Consider the following 17,488-nt stretch of genomic DNA (forward strand, 5'->3'; position numbering starts at 1 on the left):
CTACTTCCCCAGGAAGCGCGTGAATCGCGCGAGGGCGTCGCGCACGGCATCCTCGTCCACCGGCGGACCGCCCGATTCGAAGAGCTCGGGAGGTGCGCCGAGGGATGCCGCGGCGTGCGTCCAGCATCCGATCACCCTCCCGTCCGCGACGAGGGTGGCGCGCACCATGCCGTTCTTGCCGGGGCCGACGGCCGCCAGATGCTCGGGAGCGCAGACCCCTGTCCGGTCGGCGTAGGAGATGTAGTACTCGTCGAAGGCTCCGAGCGCGAGAACGGATGCTGCGGCGGGCGCGCGTCTCGGACGCTCGGTCGCGACGAAGACCCCCTCCTCGACCTCGGTCACCCGCCGGTCGGCACGCTCGCGCGCCTGTCGTGACAGGCCGAGGGTGAGCCCCGACCACCACGCGAAGTCGGCGACCGTCGCCGGACCATGTCCGTCGATGTAGCGGACGAACAGTTCGGCCAGCGGATCCTCGGGGGCGGCGTGCTCGCGGATGTGTCGGTCGACGAGCACGAAACGCTGCTCGCGCGTGATCCCGTCTCGCGCCACGACCGGCCCCTGGCACAGCAGGCCCCGCAGAGTGAGCTCGCTCAGCAGGTGGATGCCGCGCTGCCCGGCGGGGTCGACGCCGGCTCCCGCGAACACCTCGAACATCTCCGCCCGTGTCAGCCCGCCGTCGCGCAGCCGCGGCACGACCGCAGCCGTGACGACGTCGATCATCGCGTCGTCGATGCCGAGGTCGCGGCGGCGCCCCGCCGCCTGCTGGCGTTGCCGCTGCGCGGTGACCGACAGCACCCAGCAGAGGTCTCGGGCGGGGATCGTGTGCAGGGTGCCGCGCATGGTCCATGCACGCACGAGGTCGCCGCGGTCGAACGCAGCGTCGACCGCGGCGAGGGTGGGCTCCCCGCGGGTACGGCAGGCGAGCGCCCACCGTCCGGCCGTGAAGTCCTGGCTCTGCACGGCGAGCATGTGCGCCGCGGCATCCCGCACCGTCGAGGCCGGAGCCGTGAGGCGATGCGAGCGGAGGCGCTCGGTGAGCAGGGTCGCGGACTTCATGTCCCTCATGATGGCGGGAATCTCCCCCGCCGACCCACCCTCTCCTGTTCGAGCCACCCCTTTCGTCGCCGTCGCGAGAGGGGTGGGTCGCGTAGAGAGGGGTGGCTCGGCGGCGGTGGGAGGGAACGTCAGGCGTGCAGCGTGACCTCGCGACGTGCGGGGAGCACGACGGGGTGCGACCCGGCCATCACCTCGAGCACGCGGATCACCTGGCAGGAGTAGCCGTACTCGTTGTCGTACCAGACGTACAGCACGACGTCGCGGTCGTTCGCGATGGTGGCGAGTCCGTCGACGATGCCGGCGCGGTGGGATCCGACGAAGTCCGTCGACACGACCTCGGGGCTCTCGACGTAGTCGATCTGCTGACGCAGCTTCGAGTGCAGCGAGACGCGGCGCAGGTAGTCGTTGAGCTCGTCCTTGACCGCGGGACGGTCGAGCGTCAGATGCAGCACCGCAAGCGAGACGTCGGGCGTGGGCACGCGGATCGCGGATCCCGTGAGCTTGCCCTCGAGTTCCGGCAGGGCACGGGCGACGGCCTTCGCCGCCCCGGTCTCGGTGATGACCATGTTGAGCACGGCCGAGCGTCCCCGGCGGTCGCCGCTGTGGAAGTTGTCGATGAGGTTCTGGTCGTTCGTGAACGAGTGCACCGTCTCGACGTGACCGCGCACGATGCCGTACGCCTCATCGACCGCCTTGAGCACCGGGGTGATGGCGTTGGTGGTGCAGGAGGCCGCCGTGACGATGCGGTCGTCCGACGTGATCGTCTGGTCGTTGATGCCGTGCACGATGTTCTTCAGCGCGCCCTTGCCCGGCGCGGTGAGCAGCACCCGCGCGACGCCGGTGGACTCGAGGTGGCGGCTCAGTCCGGCCTCGTCCCGCCAACGCCCCGTGTTGTCCACCACGATCGCGTCGCGGATGCCGTAGGCGGTGTAGTCGATCGATGCGGGGTCGTCCGAGTAGATCACCTGGATGCGGGTGCCGTTGGCGATGATCTGCTCGGCCTGCTCGTCGACGGTGACGGACCCGGCGAAGCGTCCGTGCACGGAGTCGCGCAGCAGCAGCGAGGCGCGCTTGACGAGGTCGTCGGCCGAGCCGCGCCGCACGACGATCGCGCGGAGCCGCAGGCCGCTGCCGCCGCCGGTGTGCGCGATGAGGATGCGGGCGAGCAGCCGGCCGATGCGCCCGAAGCCGTACAGCACGACGTCGGTGGGCTCGGCGGCCGTCGCGCCGATCGCGGGGGCGAGGGCCTCCGCGAGGTGGTCGGTGAGCGACGCTCCGCTGTCGCGGTGCCCCTCGGCGAGGCGCGCGACGTCGAGCGAGGCGGCCCCGGGTGCCAGCGCGTGGATCGCCTCGACGACGGCGAGCGTGTCCTCCAGTGCGAGTTCCTCGTGGCCGAGCTGGGCGACGCGGTCGTGCATCTCGACGATCCCGGTGGCTGAGAGTCCGACGAGGCGGTGGCCGTGCAACGAGGTGACCACGTCGCGGTCGCGCTTGAGCGCTCCGATGAGCGGGATCATCCGCTCGGCGAGCTCTTCGCGTGCCGTCCAGGCGTCGTGGGATGCGGCGGTGTCGTTCATCTGCGTCCTTGCATGTGTGAGCGCGCCGAGGTCGCCGGCGCGCGGAATTGCCGGGTGAGCTTCGGGGGATGCCACCAGGGTACGGCGAGCGAGAGGGTGCCGAGAAATCGGGATGCCGGATCGCGCGCTGTGCGAGGCGCGGAGGATCCGGGACCGCGTCAGACCGCGAGACACAGCACGGCGACGCCCGCGGCCATCGCCCATGATTCGACCCCGAGCAGCGTGTCGATGCGCCGATCCGAAGTGGGTTCGATCACGCGCTCCGACACGATCGTCCAGAGCACGATGCCGATGACCCCGGCGATCCCCAGCACCGACAGGACGCCGGTGAACGCCGGCCCGTGGTCGTGCGCGCCGGTCGAGACGCCCGCAGGTGCGGCGGTCGGAGAGGCGACCGTGTCCCACAGACAGATCGCGAGCACGAGCGACACCACGGCCCGGTGGAAGCACATCGGCGCGGTGCGGGAGCCGCGGATGCCGATCGTGCCCACCATGGCCGAGAGCAGGAGAGCGACGCCGATCAGCAGGCGCGGCAGCGTCTCAGCGCCCGCGAACGCCAGGGCAGCCAGCGACGCCGACCGCAGGAGAGCCATCTGACGCGCCTGCCAGGGGACGCCCCGTCCGGCAGCGAGGCACGCGACTCCGGAGATCACGCCGGCGAGCGCCATCAACCACGGAGCCGCGGGGACGAGATGATCCACGGGGAGAGCCTAGTGCGAGCCTCTCCCGCTCCCCTGGCTTGCGTGCTTCGAGAGAGCGGCGATCACCCGTTGAGCGCGGCGATCGCCACGCGCAGGATGCCGTCGGCGTCGACGAGCGCGGCGCGCGCGGCATCCGGTTCCGCCCCCGTTGTGAGGATGAGGATGGCGAGTTTGACGGAGCCGTCGGCCGCCGCGAGCGCCGACGACGCCTGGGCGACGTCGGAGCCGGTGAGCTCGGTGACGGTGCGGATCGACCGCGCATGCAGCTTCTCGTTCGTGGCGAGGAGGTCGACCATGACGCCGTGGTACGTCTTGCCGAGGTTGATCATCGACAGCGTCGTGAGCATGTTGACGACGAGTTTCTGCGCCGTCCCCGACTTGAGGCGTGTCGAGCCCGAGATGAACTCCGGGCCGGTGACGACCTCGATCGCGATGTCGGCGACCGCTCCGATCGCCGAGTCCGCGTTCGAGGCGATCGCGACGGTGAGCGCACCGATGCCGCGGGCGTACTCCAGTCCACCGATGACGTACGGCGTGCGACCGGAGGCCGAGATGCCGACCACGGTGTCGCGCTCGGTCAGCTGCAGCTCGCGGAGCGATTCGCCGGCCGCGTGGTCGTCGTCCTCCGCGTTCTCGACGGCGGACCGAATGGCGGTCTCGCCGCCGGCGATGAGACCGACCACCATCGAGGGGTCGGTGCCGAAGGTGGGCGGGCACTCGCTCGCGTCGAGCACGCCGATGCGTCCTGCGGTGCCGGCGCCGATGTAGATGAGGCGTCCGCCGCGGCGGAACCGCTCGGTGATGCCGTCGACGGCGGCGGTGATCTCGGCACCGCGGTCGGCGACCGCATCCGCCACGCGCCGGTCTTCGGCGTTCATGCGGCGCACGAGCTCGGCGGTGCCGAGCAGGTCGAGGTCTCCGCGTTCGGTCGACGACGCCTCGGTGCCGAGGGCGGAGAGCTCGTCGAGCAGGGCGGACAGTCGCTGGGCTTCAGTGGGCACGGTGTGCGGACCTCTCGGGGCTCGTGTGCGGGAAGGTTCGTTGGTCTCGGATGCCGCGCTCGCGCGCTCTGATTCAGCCTGGTCTCGTTCAGCCGGCACGGTGCACGTACCTCTCGTGCGGGAGCGGGGAACCGGCGCCCGTGCGCTCGGCGATGAGCAGGGCGCCGTCGAGGGCATCGCCCGCGGCGTCGAGGGGTTCGCGACCGGCCTCGCGCAGGGCTCCGCCGAGGAGATCGCGGAACCAGGGGTGAAGGGTGAGCCCGCCGTGCAGGGCGACCCGCGCCGAGTGTCCGGCAGCCGCGACGGCGGAGTCGACGAGCAGGCGCGAGCCATCCAGCGCGATGTCGAGTGCGACGGGGTCACCGTCGGCGGCGGCATCGAGCACGAGGGGCGCGAGCGTGGCAAGTCTGCGGGCGAGCGGCGAGTCCTGCGCGAGCCACTGTTGGACCTCGTCGAGCGAGCCGATCGCCGCGGCGACGCGCTCCGACAAGACGGTGGGAGCGACCAGTCCGACGGAGGCGCGGAGCGCGGCGCGCAGGGCCTCGCGACCGAACCAGGATCCGCTGCCGAGGTCGCCGACCTCGGGTCCCCAGCCGTCGACGAGGCGGATGCCGTCGGCATCGACGCCGAGGGCCGCAGCGCCGGTCCCGGCGATCAACAGCACTCCCACTCCCCCGCCGAGGGCACCGACGTGGGCGGAGACGACGTCGGAGGTGACGGCGACCGGGACGTCGAGCCTGGCGTGGAGACGCTGTGCGAGCTCGGATGCCGCGGCGGGCGCCGCCCAGGCGCCGGCGGCTCCGACGGACACGGCCTCGTAGCCCGTGATGTCGGAGGTCAACGGAAGGATGGCGGCGAGCGCGGCGTCGATGCCGCCCGCGGCGGCGAGTCCCGGCGACCCGACGCCCTCGACTGCCGCGCGGCGCTCGGGTCCGGAGACCACGACGCGGCAGCGCGACTTGCCGAGGTCGACGGCGAGCACGGAACGGTCAGGCATGAAAATAGTGTACGCATAAGCCGCAGAGCATGAAAGAATTGTTCACAAGGCGGACGGCGGAGAGACATGAGCATTCAGACGCGCATCGCGGGAGCGGCAGAGACGCTGCCCCCTTCCCTTGCGCGCATCGCGCGAGCTGTGAGCGACAACCCGGGCGTCGTCGTCGACAGCACCATCACCGAGCTCGCGGCGATCTGCGAGACCTCCGTCGCATCCGTCGTGCGGTTCTGCCGCTCGGTGGGCGTCGACGGGTACGCGGCGCTGCGCATGGCGCTGGCCGCCGAGCTCGGCCGCGAGTCGGTGCAGTTCAGTGCTTCGACGGGTTTCGGCTCGGAGATCTCGCTCGACGATTCGCTGCGGGAGGCGACGGCGAAGGTCGCGGCACTCGAGGTGCTGGCGATCGAGGAGACGATCGCCGGACTCGACGACGAACAGCTCGACGAGGCGGTGGCGGCCCTCGACGGCGCCCAGAGGATCCTCCTCTTCGGCATCGGAGCCAGCGGACTCGTCGCGGCCGACTTCGGGCAGAAGCTGCTCCGGATCGGGCGCGCGGCGGTCATCCTCACCGACGCGCACGTGGCGAGCGCGGCGGCCGCGCTCTCGGCAGACGACACGGTCGCGGTGGGCATCTCGCAGTCCGGCACGACGATCGAGACCCAGCGCTTTCTGGAAGCGGCTCGGGCCGCCGGTACCAGGACCATCGCGATCACCGGCGTGTCGGAGTCGGACGTCGCGGCGTCCGGCGACGTCGTGCTGCTCACGCACGCGAGAGAGCCGCGCCTCCGCGCCGGAGCGATGGTCAGTCGCATCGCGCAGCTCGCCCTCGTCGACTGCCTGTTCGTGGGGGTCGCGCGTCGGCGTCGAGCGGATGCCGTCGAGGCGCTGCAGCGCACGGCCGAGGCCACGCAGGCTCTGCGCGCGGAGTGAGTGCCGCGAGCATTCCATCGCCCGGGAGCGCGCCTCCTGTGGCGCAGTAGCCTGGGAAGATGACCGAGATCGTCTCCACCCACGCCGTCCTGCTCGACATGGACGGCACCCTCGTCGACTCGACCGCGGTCGTGGAGAGGCTCTGGCTCGCGTGGGCGGAGCCGCACGGACTCGACCCGGCGACCGTGCTGAGCGTCGTCCACGGTCGTCAGGGTCATCAGAGCATGGCCATCATGCTTCCCGAGCGCGATCACGCGGTGAACCTGGTCGAGAACGAGCGGATGCTGGCGAAGGAGGCGAGCGACGTCGACGGTGTCGTCGAGATCCGCGGGGCGGGCGCTCTGCTGGAGGCGCTCGCCGACGTGCCGCACGCGATCGTGACGTCGGCGAACGTGCCCCTGATGAACGCGCGGATGGGCGAGGCGGGGCTGACGGTGCCGCAGCTGGTCGTCACAGCCGAGAGCGTCTCGGCCTCTAAGCCCGACCCCGAGGGCTTCCTGCTCGGTGCGAAGCTGCTGGGGGTCGACCCGGCGGACTGCGTGGTCTTCGAGGATTCCGGCGCGGGGATCCAGGCCGCTCAGGCGGCGGGAATGCGCGTCATCGGGATCGGCGCGCACGCCGCGACGCACTCCCCCGAGTACCACGTCGCCGACCTCACACAGGTCTCCGTGCGTGCGGGCGCCGACGGGGGTTTCGAGCTCATCGTGGGGTGAGACTGCGGCTGTTCGGATGCAGTGCTCTCGCGCTGCATTCCGGGGTTCCGGAGTACTTCATCTGATCGTCCGATTTCCCCGCTGATCTGGGCCTCGAATGTCGGTGGGTCCTGGTTCAGTGTGGGTATGACAGCACTGATGGACGCGACGACAGAGCAGGTGGCCGCGGTGGGCGCGATCACCGGGACGCTCGTGGCCCTCGATCGCGCCATCAGCTCCCTGATGGCCTGCCGCGATGGGCTCCTCGCCACGGGTGCGCGGATCGCGCTCCAGACTGTGCACGATGCCGACGACGGCGATGCCCGAGATCGCGACAGCCGGGCTCATGATGCCGGCGAGATGGCGCTGCGCGCGGTGGCAGCGGAGTTCGCGGCCGCGCTGCGCCTCAGCGATCGCACCGTGCAGCGCCGTATGGCCGACGCCGAGCTGCTCGTCCTGCAGTTCCCCGTGCTGTGGCATGCCCAGGGAGACGGTCGGCTCAGCGCCGTTCAGTCGAGGACGATCATCGACGCGGGGCTGCACCTCGACGATGCCGACGACCGCGACGCCTACGCCGCGGAGATGCTCAAGTGGGCGCAGACCGAGTCCCCGAGCCGCCTGGCCCGCCGAGCGCGACGCGTGGCCGATCGAATCCAGCGCCGCACCATCGATGAGCGTCATCAGAGCGCTCGCGAACACCGCGCGGTCTGGGTGAAGGAGCGGGCCGACGGCATGGCCGAACTCGGACTGCTCGGGCCGGCCGCCCTCGTTCACGGCGCCTACGACCGGATCACTGCGATGTCGAAGTCCGTCGCGGGCGAGGAGGCGGAGCGAACGACTTCGGAGGCGGAGCGAACGACCCTGGAGGCGGAGCGCACGCCCCTGGAGGCGGAAGTCTCGACGCGGGAAGCGGACGCCTCGACGCGGGAAGCGGACGCCTCGACGCGGGAAGCGGACGCCTCGACGCAGAAGTCTGAGCCTCGACGCGGACGGCGCGGCGGCGAGGGTGACCTGCCCTCGGCTGGCACGGTTCGTGATGCGTTCGGGGGTCCTCGTCACGGCGCGCCCGAGACCGCTCCCACCCCCAGGACGCTCGCTCAGATCCGGTGCGACCTCACACTCGACCTCGTTCTCACCGGGGCGCCGGCCGGTCACGATTCCGACGACGGGATGCTGGCAGCCATCGCCGGATCGGTGAGCGTCACCGTCCCCGTGCAGACGTTGATGGGGACGAGCACGATGCCGGCGGAACTCGACGGACGCATTCCGATCGACTCAGCTACCGCGCGGCGGCTCGCCGGCGGCGCGAGCGGATGGGATCGGATCCTCACCCACCCCGTCAGCGGTCGGCTCCTCGCTGTCGACCGGTACCGGCCCTCGGCAGAGCTGAAGCGGCATCTCAGAGCGCGCGATCAACGATGCCGGTTCCCGGGATGCGGTCAGCTGCCGCGCGACTGCGACATCGACCACACGCGAGATCACGCGCTCGGCGGCTCCACCGACGGGGGAAACCTCGGCACCCTCTGCCGCCGTCACCACAGCTTCAAACATCACACGCCCTGGCACGTCCAACACCTGGGCGACGCTCTGTACGCCTGGACCAGCCCCACCGGACGCACCTACGTCGACGCGCCTCCCGAACAGAACACGGAGACGAACACCGACACGAACACCGCTGGCTCGGCGCCACCCGGGGCAGCCCCGCCGTTCTGACGCCTCACCACGGTGTTGCTGCCGCGCAGGGTCCACCGCTGTCTCACTCGACGGTTTCTCGTGCGAGCCCGAAGCCCTACAGTCACTCTCAGACCAGCGTGAAGTCCTCGAAGATCAGCGTCGTCCGCGTCGAGCGGATCGACGGGATCGCCTGGATGTCCTCCAGCACGATCCGCCGCAGGTCACGGGCATCGTTGGCGCGCACGAGGAGGATCACGTCGAAGTCTCCGCCGACGAGCGCCATGTGCTCGATCTCGGGAATGGCGCGCAGCCGCGCGCTGACCTCCTGCCACGTCGCCTGCTCGATCGCCAACGTCACGTACGCACTGGCATGGTGTCCGAGCAGCACCGGGTCGGTCCGCACGGTGTACCCGGTCACGACTCCGGCATCCGTCAGCCGCTTGATCCGCGCGTGCGCGCCCGCCCGCGAGATGTGCACGGCCTCGGCGATCGCCGTCATCGACGCTCGCGCGTCGCGGCGCAACTCATCGAGGATCGCGCGATCGACGTCATCCAACCCTGTCATGGCACCCCTTCGTCCAGTGCTGGAATTCTGACACTTCGTTCACCGAGACGCCAACCGTCAAGCACTCGTCCACGAATCAGCGTGACCCCTTGGACGAATGATCCTCGCGATGCATCCTGTCCTCATCGGGTTCGGCAAGGAGGGCGAACGGATGACGCACGCAGAACTGCTTCCGCGCGACGAGGCGGTGCAGCTGATCGACGCCACGGGCACCGCCGTCGCCGACGACGACTACCGTCTGCCCGACAGCACAGCGCTCCTGACCGCCTATCGCGGACTCGTCGAGGGTCGACGCATCAACGACCAGGCCAGCGCCCTCGTGCGTCAGGGACGACTCGCCGTGTACCCGTCGTCGCACGGTCAGGAAGCCTGCCAGATCGGCGCCGCCCTCGCCCTGCGCGACTCCGACTGGCTCTTCCCCACCTATCGCGACTCCGTCGCCGTGATCGCCCGAGGAGTCGCGCCCGCCGACGCCATGGTCCTCCTGAAGGGCGACTGGCACTCCGGCTACGACGTCCGCGAGCACCGCGTCGCCCCCCAGGCCACGCCGCTCGCCACTCAGCTGCTGCACGCGGTCGGCTTCGCCTACGCCGCGAAGCAGCGCGGCGAGGACACCGTCGTGCTCGCCCTGTGCGGCGACGGCGCCACGAGCGAGGGCGACTTCCACGAAGCCATGAACTTCGCCGCCGTCTTCCACGTGCCCGTCGTCTTCTTCGTGCAGAACAACGAGTTCGCGATCTCCGTTCCCCTCAGCCGACAGACCGCCGCGCCCTCGCTCGCGCATAAGGCGATCGGTTACGGGATGCCGGGTCAGCGCGTCGACGGCAACGACGTCGCCGCGGTGCTCGCAGTGCTCGGCGAGGCTGTCGAGCGCGCCAGGAGCGGCGGCGGCCCGACCCTTGTCGAAGCACACACCTACCGGATGCAGGCCCACACCAACGCCGACGACGACACCCGCTACCGCGAGCGCGAGGAGGTGCAGGCCTGGGTCGCGCGAGACCCGCTCACCCGTCTGCACGCCCATCTGACCACCAGCGGCGCGCTGACCGACGAGCTCGAGAAGGAGATCACGGCCGGGGCGGAGGAGATCGCGGCGGCCATGCGCGCCGCTCTCAACACCGACGCCGACCTGGATCCTGAAGACCTCTTCCGCTTCGTCACCACCGAACGCTCGCCCCAGCTGCAGGAGCAGTGGCACCAGCTGCGCGACGAGATCGAACGAGATCGGGAAGCCCAGCGATCAGGAGGCATGCGATGACCATCAGGCACATCGAGGTCGCCCGAGAGACGACCCACTTCGCAGGAGGCGTGCGATGACCATCACCCATGACCACATCGAGCTCGACGCACCCGAGACCTCCGTCCGGACGTTGAGCATGGCGGCCGCGCTCAACCTCACCCTCGCCGACGCCATCGCCGAGGACCCGGCGGTCGTGGTCTTCGGCGAAGACGTCGGCGCCCTCGGCGGAGTCTTCCGCATCACAGACGGACTCACCGCCCGCTTCGGGGAGGACCGCTGCTTCGACACCCCGCTCGCAGAATCGGGCATCGTGGGCACCGCGGTCGGCATGGCCATGAACGGCCTCCGCCCGGTCGTCGAGCTCCAGTTCGACGCGTTCGCCCTCCCCGCGTTCGAGCAGATCGTCAGCCACGTCGCGAAGCTTCCCAACCGCACCCGCGGCGGCGTCCGCATGCCGATGGTCATCCGCATCCCGTTCGGCGGCGGCATCGGCGGGGTCGAGCACCACTGCGACTCCTCCGAGGCCTACTACGCGCACACGCCCGGCCTCACGATCGTCAGCCCCTCCACGCCGCAGGACGCCTACTCCCTGCTCCGTGCCGCGATCACCTCACCCGACCCCGTCGTCTTCCTCGAACCGAAGAAGCTGTACTGGACCAAGGGCGAGGTCGACACATCCGCCACCGTCGACATCGGCTCCGCTCGCATCGCTCGTGACGGCACCGACGTCACCCTGATCGCCTACGGAGCATCCGTCGCTCTCGCGCTCGAGGCCGCCGACGCCTCAGCCGCAGAGGGGCGCAGCGTGCAGGTCGTCGACGTGCGCTCACTCACCCCGTTCGACGACGAGACGGTCACGAACGCCGTGCGATCGACCGGACGCGCCGTGGTGATCGCCGAGGCACCGGGCTTCGCCAGCGTCGCCTCAGAGATCCAGGCGCGGGTGTTCGAGCGCTGCTTCGAATACCTCGAAGCTCCCGTGCGCCGTGTCACCGGCTTCGACACCCCGTACGCACCCCCGAAGCTCGAGCACTGGTACCTGCCCGACGTCGATCGGATCCTGGATGCCGTCGACTCCCTGCACTGGGAGGACCGACCATGAGCACCGGCAGCGCGACGACGACCTCCCGCACCAGGACCTTCCGTCTGCCCGACCTCGGGGAGGGACTGACCGAGGCGGGACTCGTGCAGTGGCTCGTCGCCGTCGGAGACACCATCGCCACCGATCAGCCCATCGCCGAGGTCGAGACCGCGAAGAGCATCGTCGAGCTCCCCTCCCCCTTCGCCGGCGTCGTGACCGCTCTCCACGGAACGGCAGGCGACACGATCGACGTCGGCGCCCCCGTGCTCGACGTCGCAGAACAGGGCACGGCGGGGCACCAGGGTGAGACGCAGCATCCGGGCGAGGAAAGAGCGGACGAGAACAACACGGATGCCGGGAACGTGCGCCCCGCGGCATCCGTCGAGCACGAGACCTACCGCTCTGAAGAGCGAGCAGGGTCGGGCAACGTCCTGATCGGGTACGGGACGTCCGAGCGCGCGTCGTCCGGACGCCGTCGTGCGCCGAGGGCGGCAGCGGCGAGGGGTCAGTCGCTCCGCCCGAGGCTGGAACATGAGACGGAGCCGACGGAGTCGAAAGTCTCGGGGCCCGTCGCCGTGCGCTCTCCGCTGGTGCGACGCCTTGCTCGCGACCTGGGACTCGACGTGCACGCGATCGTGCCCACCGGCGCAGACGGCGCCGTCACCCGCGCCGACGTGCTCGCCGCCGCGGTCGACAGCGCCGTCGACGGGATCGGGAAGGACACGAGTCGGGAGGCACGCGTCACCTCTGAGACTCCGGACGGCCGAGGCGGAGACGACGCCCTCGACGGCCTCGCCGTCAGCTCCCGCGAACGCCTGTCGCCGCTGCGCAAAGCGGTGAGCGGGCGGCTCTCGCGCAGCCGCTCCGAGATCCCCGAGGCCACCGTCTGGGTCGACGTCGACGCGACCGACCTCTGGAACCTCCGCGCCGACATGGCCCCGGCCGGCGGCACGGCGCCGTCGATCACGGCAATCCTCGCCCGCTTCGTGCTGCTGGCTCTCGCCGAGCACCCGGTCCTGGCCTCGCGCCTCAGCGACGACGGATCGGAGCTGATCTCGTTCGACGGCGTGAACCTCGGCGTAGCGGTCGACACCGACCGGGGCCTGCTCGTGCCGGTACTCCCCCGTGCGCACACCCTCAGCGTCGACGAGCTCGACTCCGCGTTGCGCGAAGTGTCGTCCACCGCCCGCGAGGGCCGCATGCCCCCGGAGCGGCTGCGCGGCTCGACCTTCACCCTCAACAACTACGGCGGCCTGGGCGTCGACGGATCGGCGGCGATCATCAATCACCCCGAGGTCGCGATCCTCGGCATCGGCAGGATCATCGAGCGCCCCTGGGTGGTCGACGGCCAGGTCGTGCCGCGGCGCATCGCCCAGCTCTCCCTGGTCTTCGACCACCGCGTGTGCGACGGCGGCTACGCCGCGAGCTTCCTCCGCCGCGTCACGGAACTGATCGAGCATCCGCTCCGCGCCTTCGGCAGGGTGTGATCACGCAGGGCTTCCACGGCGGGATCCCGTCGGCGGACCTGTCGATTTCGCTCGCGCCATGCGCTACGCTCGGCAATTACTGACCGATCGATCGGTTAGGAATGCGCGTCGACGACCGCCGCGCATGCTCGACCTGGACGCCGAATCACCCTCAGTCCCGAATCGCAGAACAACGGAGTTCGCCATGACGTCAGCAGTCTCGGAACCGACCTCGACCGGACGGATGCCCGCCGAAGAGCGCCGCGTGCTCGCCAGCACGCTCGTGGGCACCTCGATCGAGTGGTACGACTTCTTCATCTACGCCCAAGCGGCCGGCCTCGTGCTCGCGCCGCTGTTCCTCGCCCCGATCGCCGAGAGCAGCCCGGGCCTCGCGCAGGTGCTCTCGTTCGCCACCATCGGCATCTCGTTCCTCTTCCGCCCGCTCGGCGCGATCATCGCCGGACACCTCGGCGACAAGCTCGGACGCAAGCGGATGCTGGTCTTCACCCTCATCCTCATGGGGCTCTCCACCTCACTCATCGGCGTGCTGCCCACCTACGCCGCGATCGGCGTCGCCGCGCCCATCCTCCTCATCGTGCTGCGTATCCTGCAGGGCTTCTCGGCTGGAGGTGAGTGGGGCGGAGCCGCGCTCATGGCCGTCGAGCACGCGCGCCGCGGGCGCCGCGGACTCTTCGGCGCCTTCCCGCAGATCGGCGTCCCCGTCGGCATGATCCTCGCCACCGCGACACTGTGGGTGCTCACGACCTCGATGTCACCCGAGGCATTTCTCGAGTGGGGCTGGCGCATCCCGTTCCTGCTGTCGATCGTTCTGATCGGCGTCGGCTACCTCATCCGCCGCGCCGTCGACGAGAGCCCGATCTTCGAGGAGCTGCAGCGCCGCCGCAAAGAGGCGTCCGCGCCCCTCGGCATCCTGTTCCGCAAGAACACCAAGCAGGTCGTGCTCACCGCGCTCATCTTCATCGCGAACAACGCCGCCGGCTACCTCCTGATCGCCTTCTTCGCGACCTACGCCGTCACCGCGCTGGGCATGGAGCGTCCTCCGGTGCTGCTCGCCACGACGCTGGCCTCGTTCGGCTGGCTGATCTTCACCCTGTGGGGCGGACACCTGTCCGATCGCCTCGGACGCGTGCGCACCTTCCAGATCGGCTACGTCGCGCTCGCACTCTGGGCCGTGCCGATGTGGTTCCTCATCGACACCGGAAACATCGTCTGGTACTTCGTCGCGCTGTTCGTGATGACGTTCGCGCTCGGACTCTCCTACGGACCGCAGGCCGCACTCTACGCGGAGATGTTCCCCGCGAACGTGCGGTACTCGGGAGTCTCGATCGGCTACGCGCTCGGCGCCATCCTCGGCGGGGCATTCGCCCCCATGATCGCCGAGGCGCTGCTGAACCAGTTCCAGGCGGCATGGACCATCGGCCTCTACATCGCCATCGCATCGGTGACCTCGCTCATCGCGGTATCGCTCGTGAAGGAGACGAAGGGCGTCGACCTGCTGGGCTGACGCGGGGTCGCCCCGGTGACTGGGGCGACCTGTGCAATAATTACCATACGATCGGTCAGTAATTCCGGCCGGTTCGCCCGAGCCCAGACGACGCAGTCAGGAGATCCGCATGACCGAGGCCTATCTCGTCGGTGGAGCCCGCACCCCGGTCGGGCGATACGGCGGCGCTCTCGCCTCGGTCCGCCCCGACGACCTGGCGGCGATCGTGGTCGGCGAGGCCGTACGTCGCGCGGGGATCGATCCGACCGCGGTCGACGTCGACGAGGTCATTCTCGGAGCAGCCAACCAGGCGGGCGAGGACAACCGGAACGTCGCCCGCATGGCCGCACTGCTGGCAGGACTCCCCGATTCCGTGCCGGGGATCACCGTGAATCGGTTGTGCGCCTCAGGCATGTCGGCGGTGACGATGGCGGCCCAGGCCATCCGCGCCGGCGACACCGACCTCGTCGTCGCCGGCGGCGTGGAGTCGATGACTCGCGCACCCTGGGTCCAGGCCAAGCCGGAGAAAGCGTGGGGCAAGCCGGGAGCCGCCTACGACACCTCGATCGGATGGCGGTTCCCGAACCCCCGCCTCGCCGCCCGCGACAAGGCCACCTTCACGATGCCCGAGACGGCGGAGGAGGTCGCCCGCCTCGACGGCATCGGGAGGGACGAGGCGGATGCGTTCGCCATGCGATCGCAGCAGCGCGCCGCCGCCGCGATCGCCGCCGGCCGGTTCGAGGAGGAGATCGTCGGCGTGCCCGTCGGCGACGGTCGCTTCCTGGTCGACGAGGGACCGCGACCCGACACCACGCTCGAGGTGCTCGCCCGGTTGCGGCCGGTCGTGGCCGGTGGTCACGTCGTCACGGCCGGCAACTCGAGCGCGCTCAACGACGGAGCCTCCGCGCTCGTCGTCGCCAGCGGCGACGCCGTCGAGCGCTACGGCCTTGTGCCACGCGCTCGCATCGTCGTCGGCACGAGCGCGGCGCTCGCGCCCGAGATCATGGGCCTCGGCCCCGTACCGGCGACCGAGAAGGCCCTGCGCCGCTCCGGACTCCGGATCGACGACATCGGATCGGTCGAGCTGAACGAGGCATTCGCCACCCAGTCCATCGCCTGCATCCGCCGCCTGGGGCTGGACGACGCGATCGTGAACGTCGACGGCGGAGCGATCGCGCTCGGCCACCCTCTCGGATCATCCGGTTCGCGGCTGCTCGTCACACTGCTCGGCCGCATGGAGCGCGAAGGATCGCGCTACGGGCTCGCGACGATGTGTGTCGGCGTGGGACAGGGCGCGGCCGTGATCCTGGAGAAGGCGTGATGACGGCCGCCGGCCACTCCCCTCTGCTCGTCGAGCGCGCGGGCGACCGCGTCGTCGCCACACTGAACCGGCCGGACAAGCGCAACGCCATCGATCAGGCGACGGTCGACGCACTGCACGAGCTCTGCGCCGAACTCGAGAAGGACCCCCGCACTCTGATTCTGACCGGCGCTGCGGGCGTCTTCGCCGCGGGAGCCGACATCGCCGAGCTGCGCGAACGACGGGCCGTTGATGCGCTGCGCGGCATCAACGCGCACGCGTTCGTCCGCGTCGCCGAACTCCCCCTGCCGGTCATCGCGGCGATCGACGGCTACGCTCTGGGCGGCGGCGCCGAGCTGGCCTACGCCGCCGACATCCGCATCGGCACGCCGAGCCTCGCGATCGGCAACCCCGAGACCGGGCTCGGCATCCTCGCCGCGGCCGGCGCGAGCTGGCGGCTCAAAGAGATCGTCGGCGATGCGCGGGCGATCGAGCTGCTGCTCACCGGCCGCACCGTGAAGGCCGACGAGGCGCTGCGGATCGGACTGATCTCATCCGTGCACGAGACCGGCGACCTGCTGACGGCGGCCCATGCGATCGTCGACCGCATCGCCCGGAACGATCGCGCAGCGACGATCGCGACCAAACGCGTGTTCCGCGCGCCGCGTGACCGGCATCCGTCCGTCGACCTCGAGGCGCAGTCGGAGCTGTTCGAGAGTCCGGAGAAGTTCCGGCGGATGACCGAGTTCCTCGAACGGAAAGACCGGCAGCACACGGGAGGCCGAGCGTGAACGCCGCACCACCCACGCACATCGGAGTCCGCGGCGGTGGTCGCGCGGGAGAGGGCATCGCACACGCACCCGCGCGCGTGGGCGTGCTCGGCGGCGGTCGCATGGGAGCGGGCATCGCACACGCGTTCCTGCTCGCCGGCTCGCACGTGACCGTCGTCGAGCGCGACGAGGAGACCGCGCACGCGGCATCCGATCGCGTCCTGGGGTCGGTCGAGGCCTCGATCACTCGCGGATCAGCGACCGAGACCTCCGGCGCCTATCGCGCGCGGCTCGTCTCGACGAACGATATCTCCGCATTCGATTCGTGCGAGATCGTCGTGGAAGCCGTACCGGAGGACATCTCTCTCAAGATCGACGCCCTCACGCGAGTCGAAGCGCAGATCGGCCCGGACGCCGTGATCGCGTCGAACACGTCGTCCATCTCGATCGACGAGCTGGCGGCGACACTCGATCGCCCGAATCGGTTCCTCGGGATGCACTTCTTCAACCCGGTTCCGGCATCCACTCTCGTCGAGATCGTGCGCGCGGCGGCCACCGCGCCTCCGCTCGTCGATCAGGCGCGCGGATGGGTGCATTCGATCGGCAAGACGCCGATCGTGGTGGCAGACGCGCCCGGCTTCGCCTCTTCACGACTCGGGGTGGCGCTGGGACTCGAGGCGATCCGTATGGTCGAGGAGGGCGTCGCGTCCCCCGAGGACATCGACGCCGCGATGACACTCGGCTACAAGCATCCCGTCGGGCCGCTGCGCCTCACCGACATCGTCGGACTCGACGTGCGCCTCGGCATCGCCGAGTACCTCGCCGCTCACCTCGGTGAGCGCTTCGAGCCGCCCGCGCTGCTGCGTCGCCTCGTCGCCGAGGGGAATCTCGGCCGCAAGACGGGTCGCGGCTTCTACGAATGGGACGCGTGATGGAG

General features: G+C 70.3%; 16 protein-coding genes. 10 read left to right on the forward strand and 6 right to left on the reverse strand.

Annotated features, from left to right (window positions below; all coding sequences use genetic code 11):
* The 5 genes from AUC47_RS11290 to AUC47_RS11310 all read right to left on the reverse strand — a co-directional run bounded on the left by AUC47_RS11290 (position 1) and on the right by AUC47_RS11310 (position 5,332).
* A complete protein-coding gene (locus AUC47_RS11290; RefSeq protein ID WP_096715353.1) occupies positions 1-1,056 on the reverse strand; it encodes a winged helix DNA-binding domain-containing protein in 1,056 nt (351 codons plus the stop codon).
* 128 nt (positions 1,057-1,184) lie between these two features.
* Positions 1,185-2,633: a glyceraldehyde-3-phosphate dehydrogenase gene (locus AUC47_RS11295; RefSeq protein ID WP_096715283.1), complete on the reverse strand. Its 1,449-nt coding sequence runs from the start codon at positions 2,631-2,633 to the stop codon at positions 1,185-1,187.
* Positions 2,634-2,791: 158 nt separating this feature from the next.
* Complete coding sequence (locus AUC47_RS11300) at positions 2,792-3,334, reverse strand: hypothetical protein (protein ID WP_143740731.1); 543 nt, start codon at positions 3,332-3,334, stop codon at positions 2,792-2,794.
* 62 nt (positions 3,335-3,396) lie between these two features.
* Positions 3,397-4,335: an N-acetylmuramic acid 6-phosphate etherase gene (gene murQ, locus AUC47_RS11305; RefSeq protein WP_096715285.1), complete on the reverse strand. Its 939-nt coding sequence runs from the start codon at positions 4,333-4,335 to the stop codon at positions 3,397-3,399.
* An 88-nt stretch (positions 4,336-4,423) separates the two neighbouring features.
* The gene (locus AUC47_RS11310) at positions 4,424-5,332 is read right to left on the reverse strand and encodes an N-acetylglucosamine kinase (protein WP_096715286.1); all 909 of its coding nucleotides are present in this window, start codon (positions 5,330-5,332) and stop codon (positions 4,424-4,426) included.
* Between the two features lie 66 nt (positions 5,333-5,398).
* Here AUC47_RS11310 and AUC47_RS11315 point away from each other — a divergent pair, with 66 nt between their 5' ends.
* From AUC47_RS11315 to AUC47_RS11325, 3 genes are all read left to right on the forward strand, one after another.
* Entirely contained in the window at positions 5,399-6,259 is an 861-nt protein-coding gene (locus tag AUC47_RS11315; RefSeq protein WP_096715287.1) for a MurR/RpiR family transcriptional regulator, read from the forward strand.
* Positions 6,260-6,318: 59 nt separating this feature from the next.
* On the forward strand, positions 6,319-6,972 hold the full coding sequence (locus AUC47_RS11320) for an HAD-IA family hydrolase (RefSeq protein ID WP_096715288.1): 654 nt from the start codon (positions 6,319-6,321) through the stop codon (positions 6,970-6,972).
* 126 nt (positions 6,973-7,098) lie between these two features.
* The gene (locus tag AUC47_RS11325; RefSeq protein ID WP_096715289.1) at positions 7,099-8,664 is read left to right on the forward strand and encodes an HNH endonuclease signature motif containing protein; all 1,566 of its coding nucleotides are present in this window, start codon (positions 7,099-7,101) and stop codon (positions 8,662-8,664) included.
* Positions 8,665-8,752: 88 nt separating this feature from the next.
* Here AUC47_RS11325 and AUC47_RS11330 read toward each other — a convergent pair whose 3' ends face one another.
* Complete coding sequence (locus AUC47_RS11330; RefSeq protein WP_179297597.1) at positions 8,753-9,190, reverse strand: Lrp/AsnC family transcriptional regulator; 438 nt, start codon at positions 9,188-9,190, stop codon at positions 8,753-8,755.
* 109 nt (positions 9,191-9,299) lie between these two features.
* On the opposite strand from AUC47_RS11330, the gene pdhA reads away from it, so the two are divergent.
* From pdhA to AUC47_RS11365, 7 genes are all read left to right on the forward strand, one after another.
* On the forward strand, positions 9,300-10,448 hold the full coding sequence (pdhA, locus tag AUC47_RS11335; protein WP_256999547.1) for a pyruvate dehydrogenase (acetyl-transferring) E1 component subunit alpha: 1,149 nt from the start codon (positions 9,300-9,302) through the stop codon (positions 10,446-10,448).
* Positions 10,449-10,503: 55 nt separating this feature from the next.
* Positions 10,504-11,532, forward strand: coding sequence for an alpha-ketoacid dehydrogenase subunit beta (locus AUC47_RS11340; RefSeq protein ID WP_096715290.1), 1,029 nt, complete (start codon positions 10,504-10,506; stop codon positions 11,530-11,532).
* Positions 11,529-12,998 (forward strand): dihydrolipoamide acetyltransferase family protein, encoded by a 1,470-nt coding sequence (locus AUC47_RS11345; RefSeq protein ID WP_096715291.1) that lies wholly within the window; start codon positions 11,529-11,531, stop codon positions 12,996-12,998. Before AUC47_RS11340 ends, AUC47_RS11345 begins: the two co-directional genes overlap by 4 nt.
* 184 nt (positions 12,999-13,182) lie before the next feature.
* The gene (locus AUC47_RS11350) at positions 13,183-14,502 is read left to right on the forward strand and encodes an MFS transporter (protein ID WP_096715292.1); all 1,320 of its coding nucleotides are present in this window, start codon (positions 13,183-13,185) and stop codon (positions 14,500-14,502) included.
* A 109-nt stretch (positions 14,503-14,611) separates the two neighbouring features.
* Positions 14,612-15,802, forward strand: coding sequence for a thiolase family protein (locus AUC47_RS11355; RefSeq protein WP_096715293.1), 1,191 nt, complete (start codon positions 14,612-14,614; stop codon positions 15,800-15,802).
* Positions 15,802-16,572 (forward strand): enoyl-CoA hydratase/isomerase family protein, encoded by a 771-nt coding sequence (locus AUC47_RS11360; protein WP_096715294.1) that lies wholly within the window; start codon positions 15,802-15,804, stop codon positions 16,570-16,572. Before AUC47_RS11355 ends, AUC47_RS11360 begins: the two co-directional genes overlap by 1 nt.
* Before the next feature lie 101 nt (positions 16,573-16,673).
* Positions 16,674-17,483, forward strand: a complete 810-nt coding sequence (locus AUC47_RS11365; RefSeq protein ID WP_096715356.1) for a 3-hydroxyacyl-CoA dehydrogenase family protein — start codon at positions 16,674-16,676, stop codon at positions 17,481-17,483.
* Positions 17,484-17,488 lie beyond the last annotated feature (5 nt).

This window comes from Microbacterium sp. SZ1, assembly GCF_002362255.1.
In the GTDB taxonomy this organism is placed as follows: domain Bacteria; phylum Actinomycetota; class Actinomycetes; order Actinomycetales; family Microbacteriaceae; genus Microbacterium.

Coding starts and splice junctions, on each gene's coding strand:
- AUC47_RS11310 (WP_096715286.1), bottom strand. CDS start 5,332: ATGCCTGACCGTTCCGTGCTCGCCGTCGACCTCGGCAAGTCGCGCTGC.
- AUC47_RS11350 (WP_096715292.1), top strand. CDS start 13,183: ATGACGTCAGCAGTCTCGGAACCGACCTCGACCGGACGGATGCCCGCC.
- AUC47_RS11330 (WP_179297597.1), bottom strand. CDS start 9,190: ATGACAGGGTTGGATGACGTCGATCGCGCGATCCTCGATGAGTTGCGC.
- AUC47_RS11290 (WP_096715353.1), bottom strand. CDS start 1,056: ATGAAGTCCGCGACCCTGCTCACCGAGCGCCTCCGCTCGCATCGCCTC.
- AUC47_RS11320 (WP_096715288.1), top strand. CDS start 6,319: ATGACCGAGATCGTCTCCACCCACGCCGTCCTGCTCGACATGGACGGC.
- AUC47_RS11360 (WP_096715294.1), top strand. CDS start 15,802: ATGACGGCCGCCGGCCACTCCCCTCTGCTCGTCGAGCGCGCGGGCGAC.
- AUC47_RS11365 (WP_096715356.1), top strand. CDS start 16,674: ATGGGAGCGGGCATCGCACACGCGTTCCTGCTCGCCGGCTCGCACGTG.
- AUC47_RS11325 (WP_096715289.1), top strand. CDS start 7,099: ATGACAGCACTGATGGACGCGACGACAGAGCAGGTGGCCGCGGTGGGC.
- AUC47_RS11340 (WP_096715290.1), top strand. CDS start 10,504: ATGACCATCACCCATGACCACATCGAGCTCGACGCACCCGAGACCTCC.
- AUC47_RS11355 (WP_096715293.1), top strand. CDS start 14,612: ATGACCGAGGCCTATCTCGTCGGTGGAGCCCGCACCCCGGTCGGGCGA.
- pdhA (WP_256999547.1), top strand. CDS start 9,300: ATGCATCCTGTCCTCATCGGGTTCGGCAAGGAGGGCGAACGGATGACG.
- AUC47_RS11315 (WP_096715287.1), top strand. CDS start 5,399: ATGAGCATTCAGACGCGCATCGCGGGAGCGGCAGAGACGCTGCCCCCT.
- AUC47_RS11345 (WP_096715291.1), top strand. CDS start 11,529: ATGAGCACCGGCAGCGCGACGACGACCTCCCGCACCAGGACCTTCCGT.
- AUC47_RS11295 (WP_096715283.1), bottom strand. CDS start 2,633: ATGAACGACACCGCCGCATCCCACGACGCCTGGACGGCACGCGAAGAG.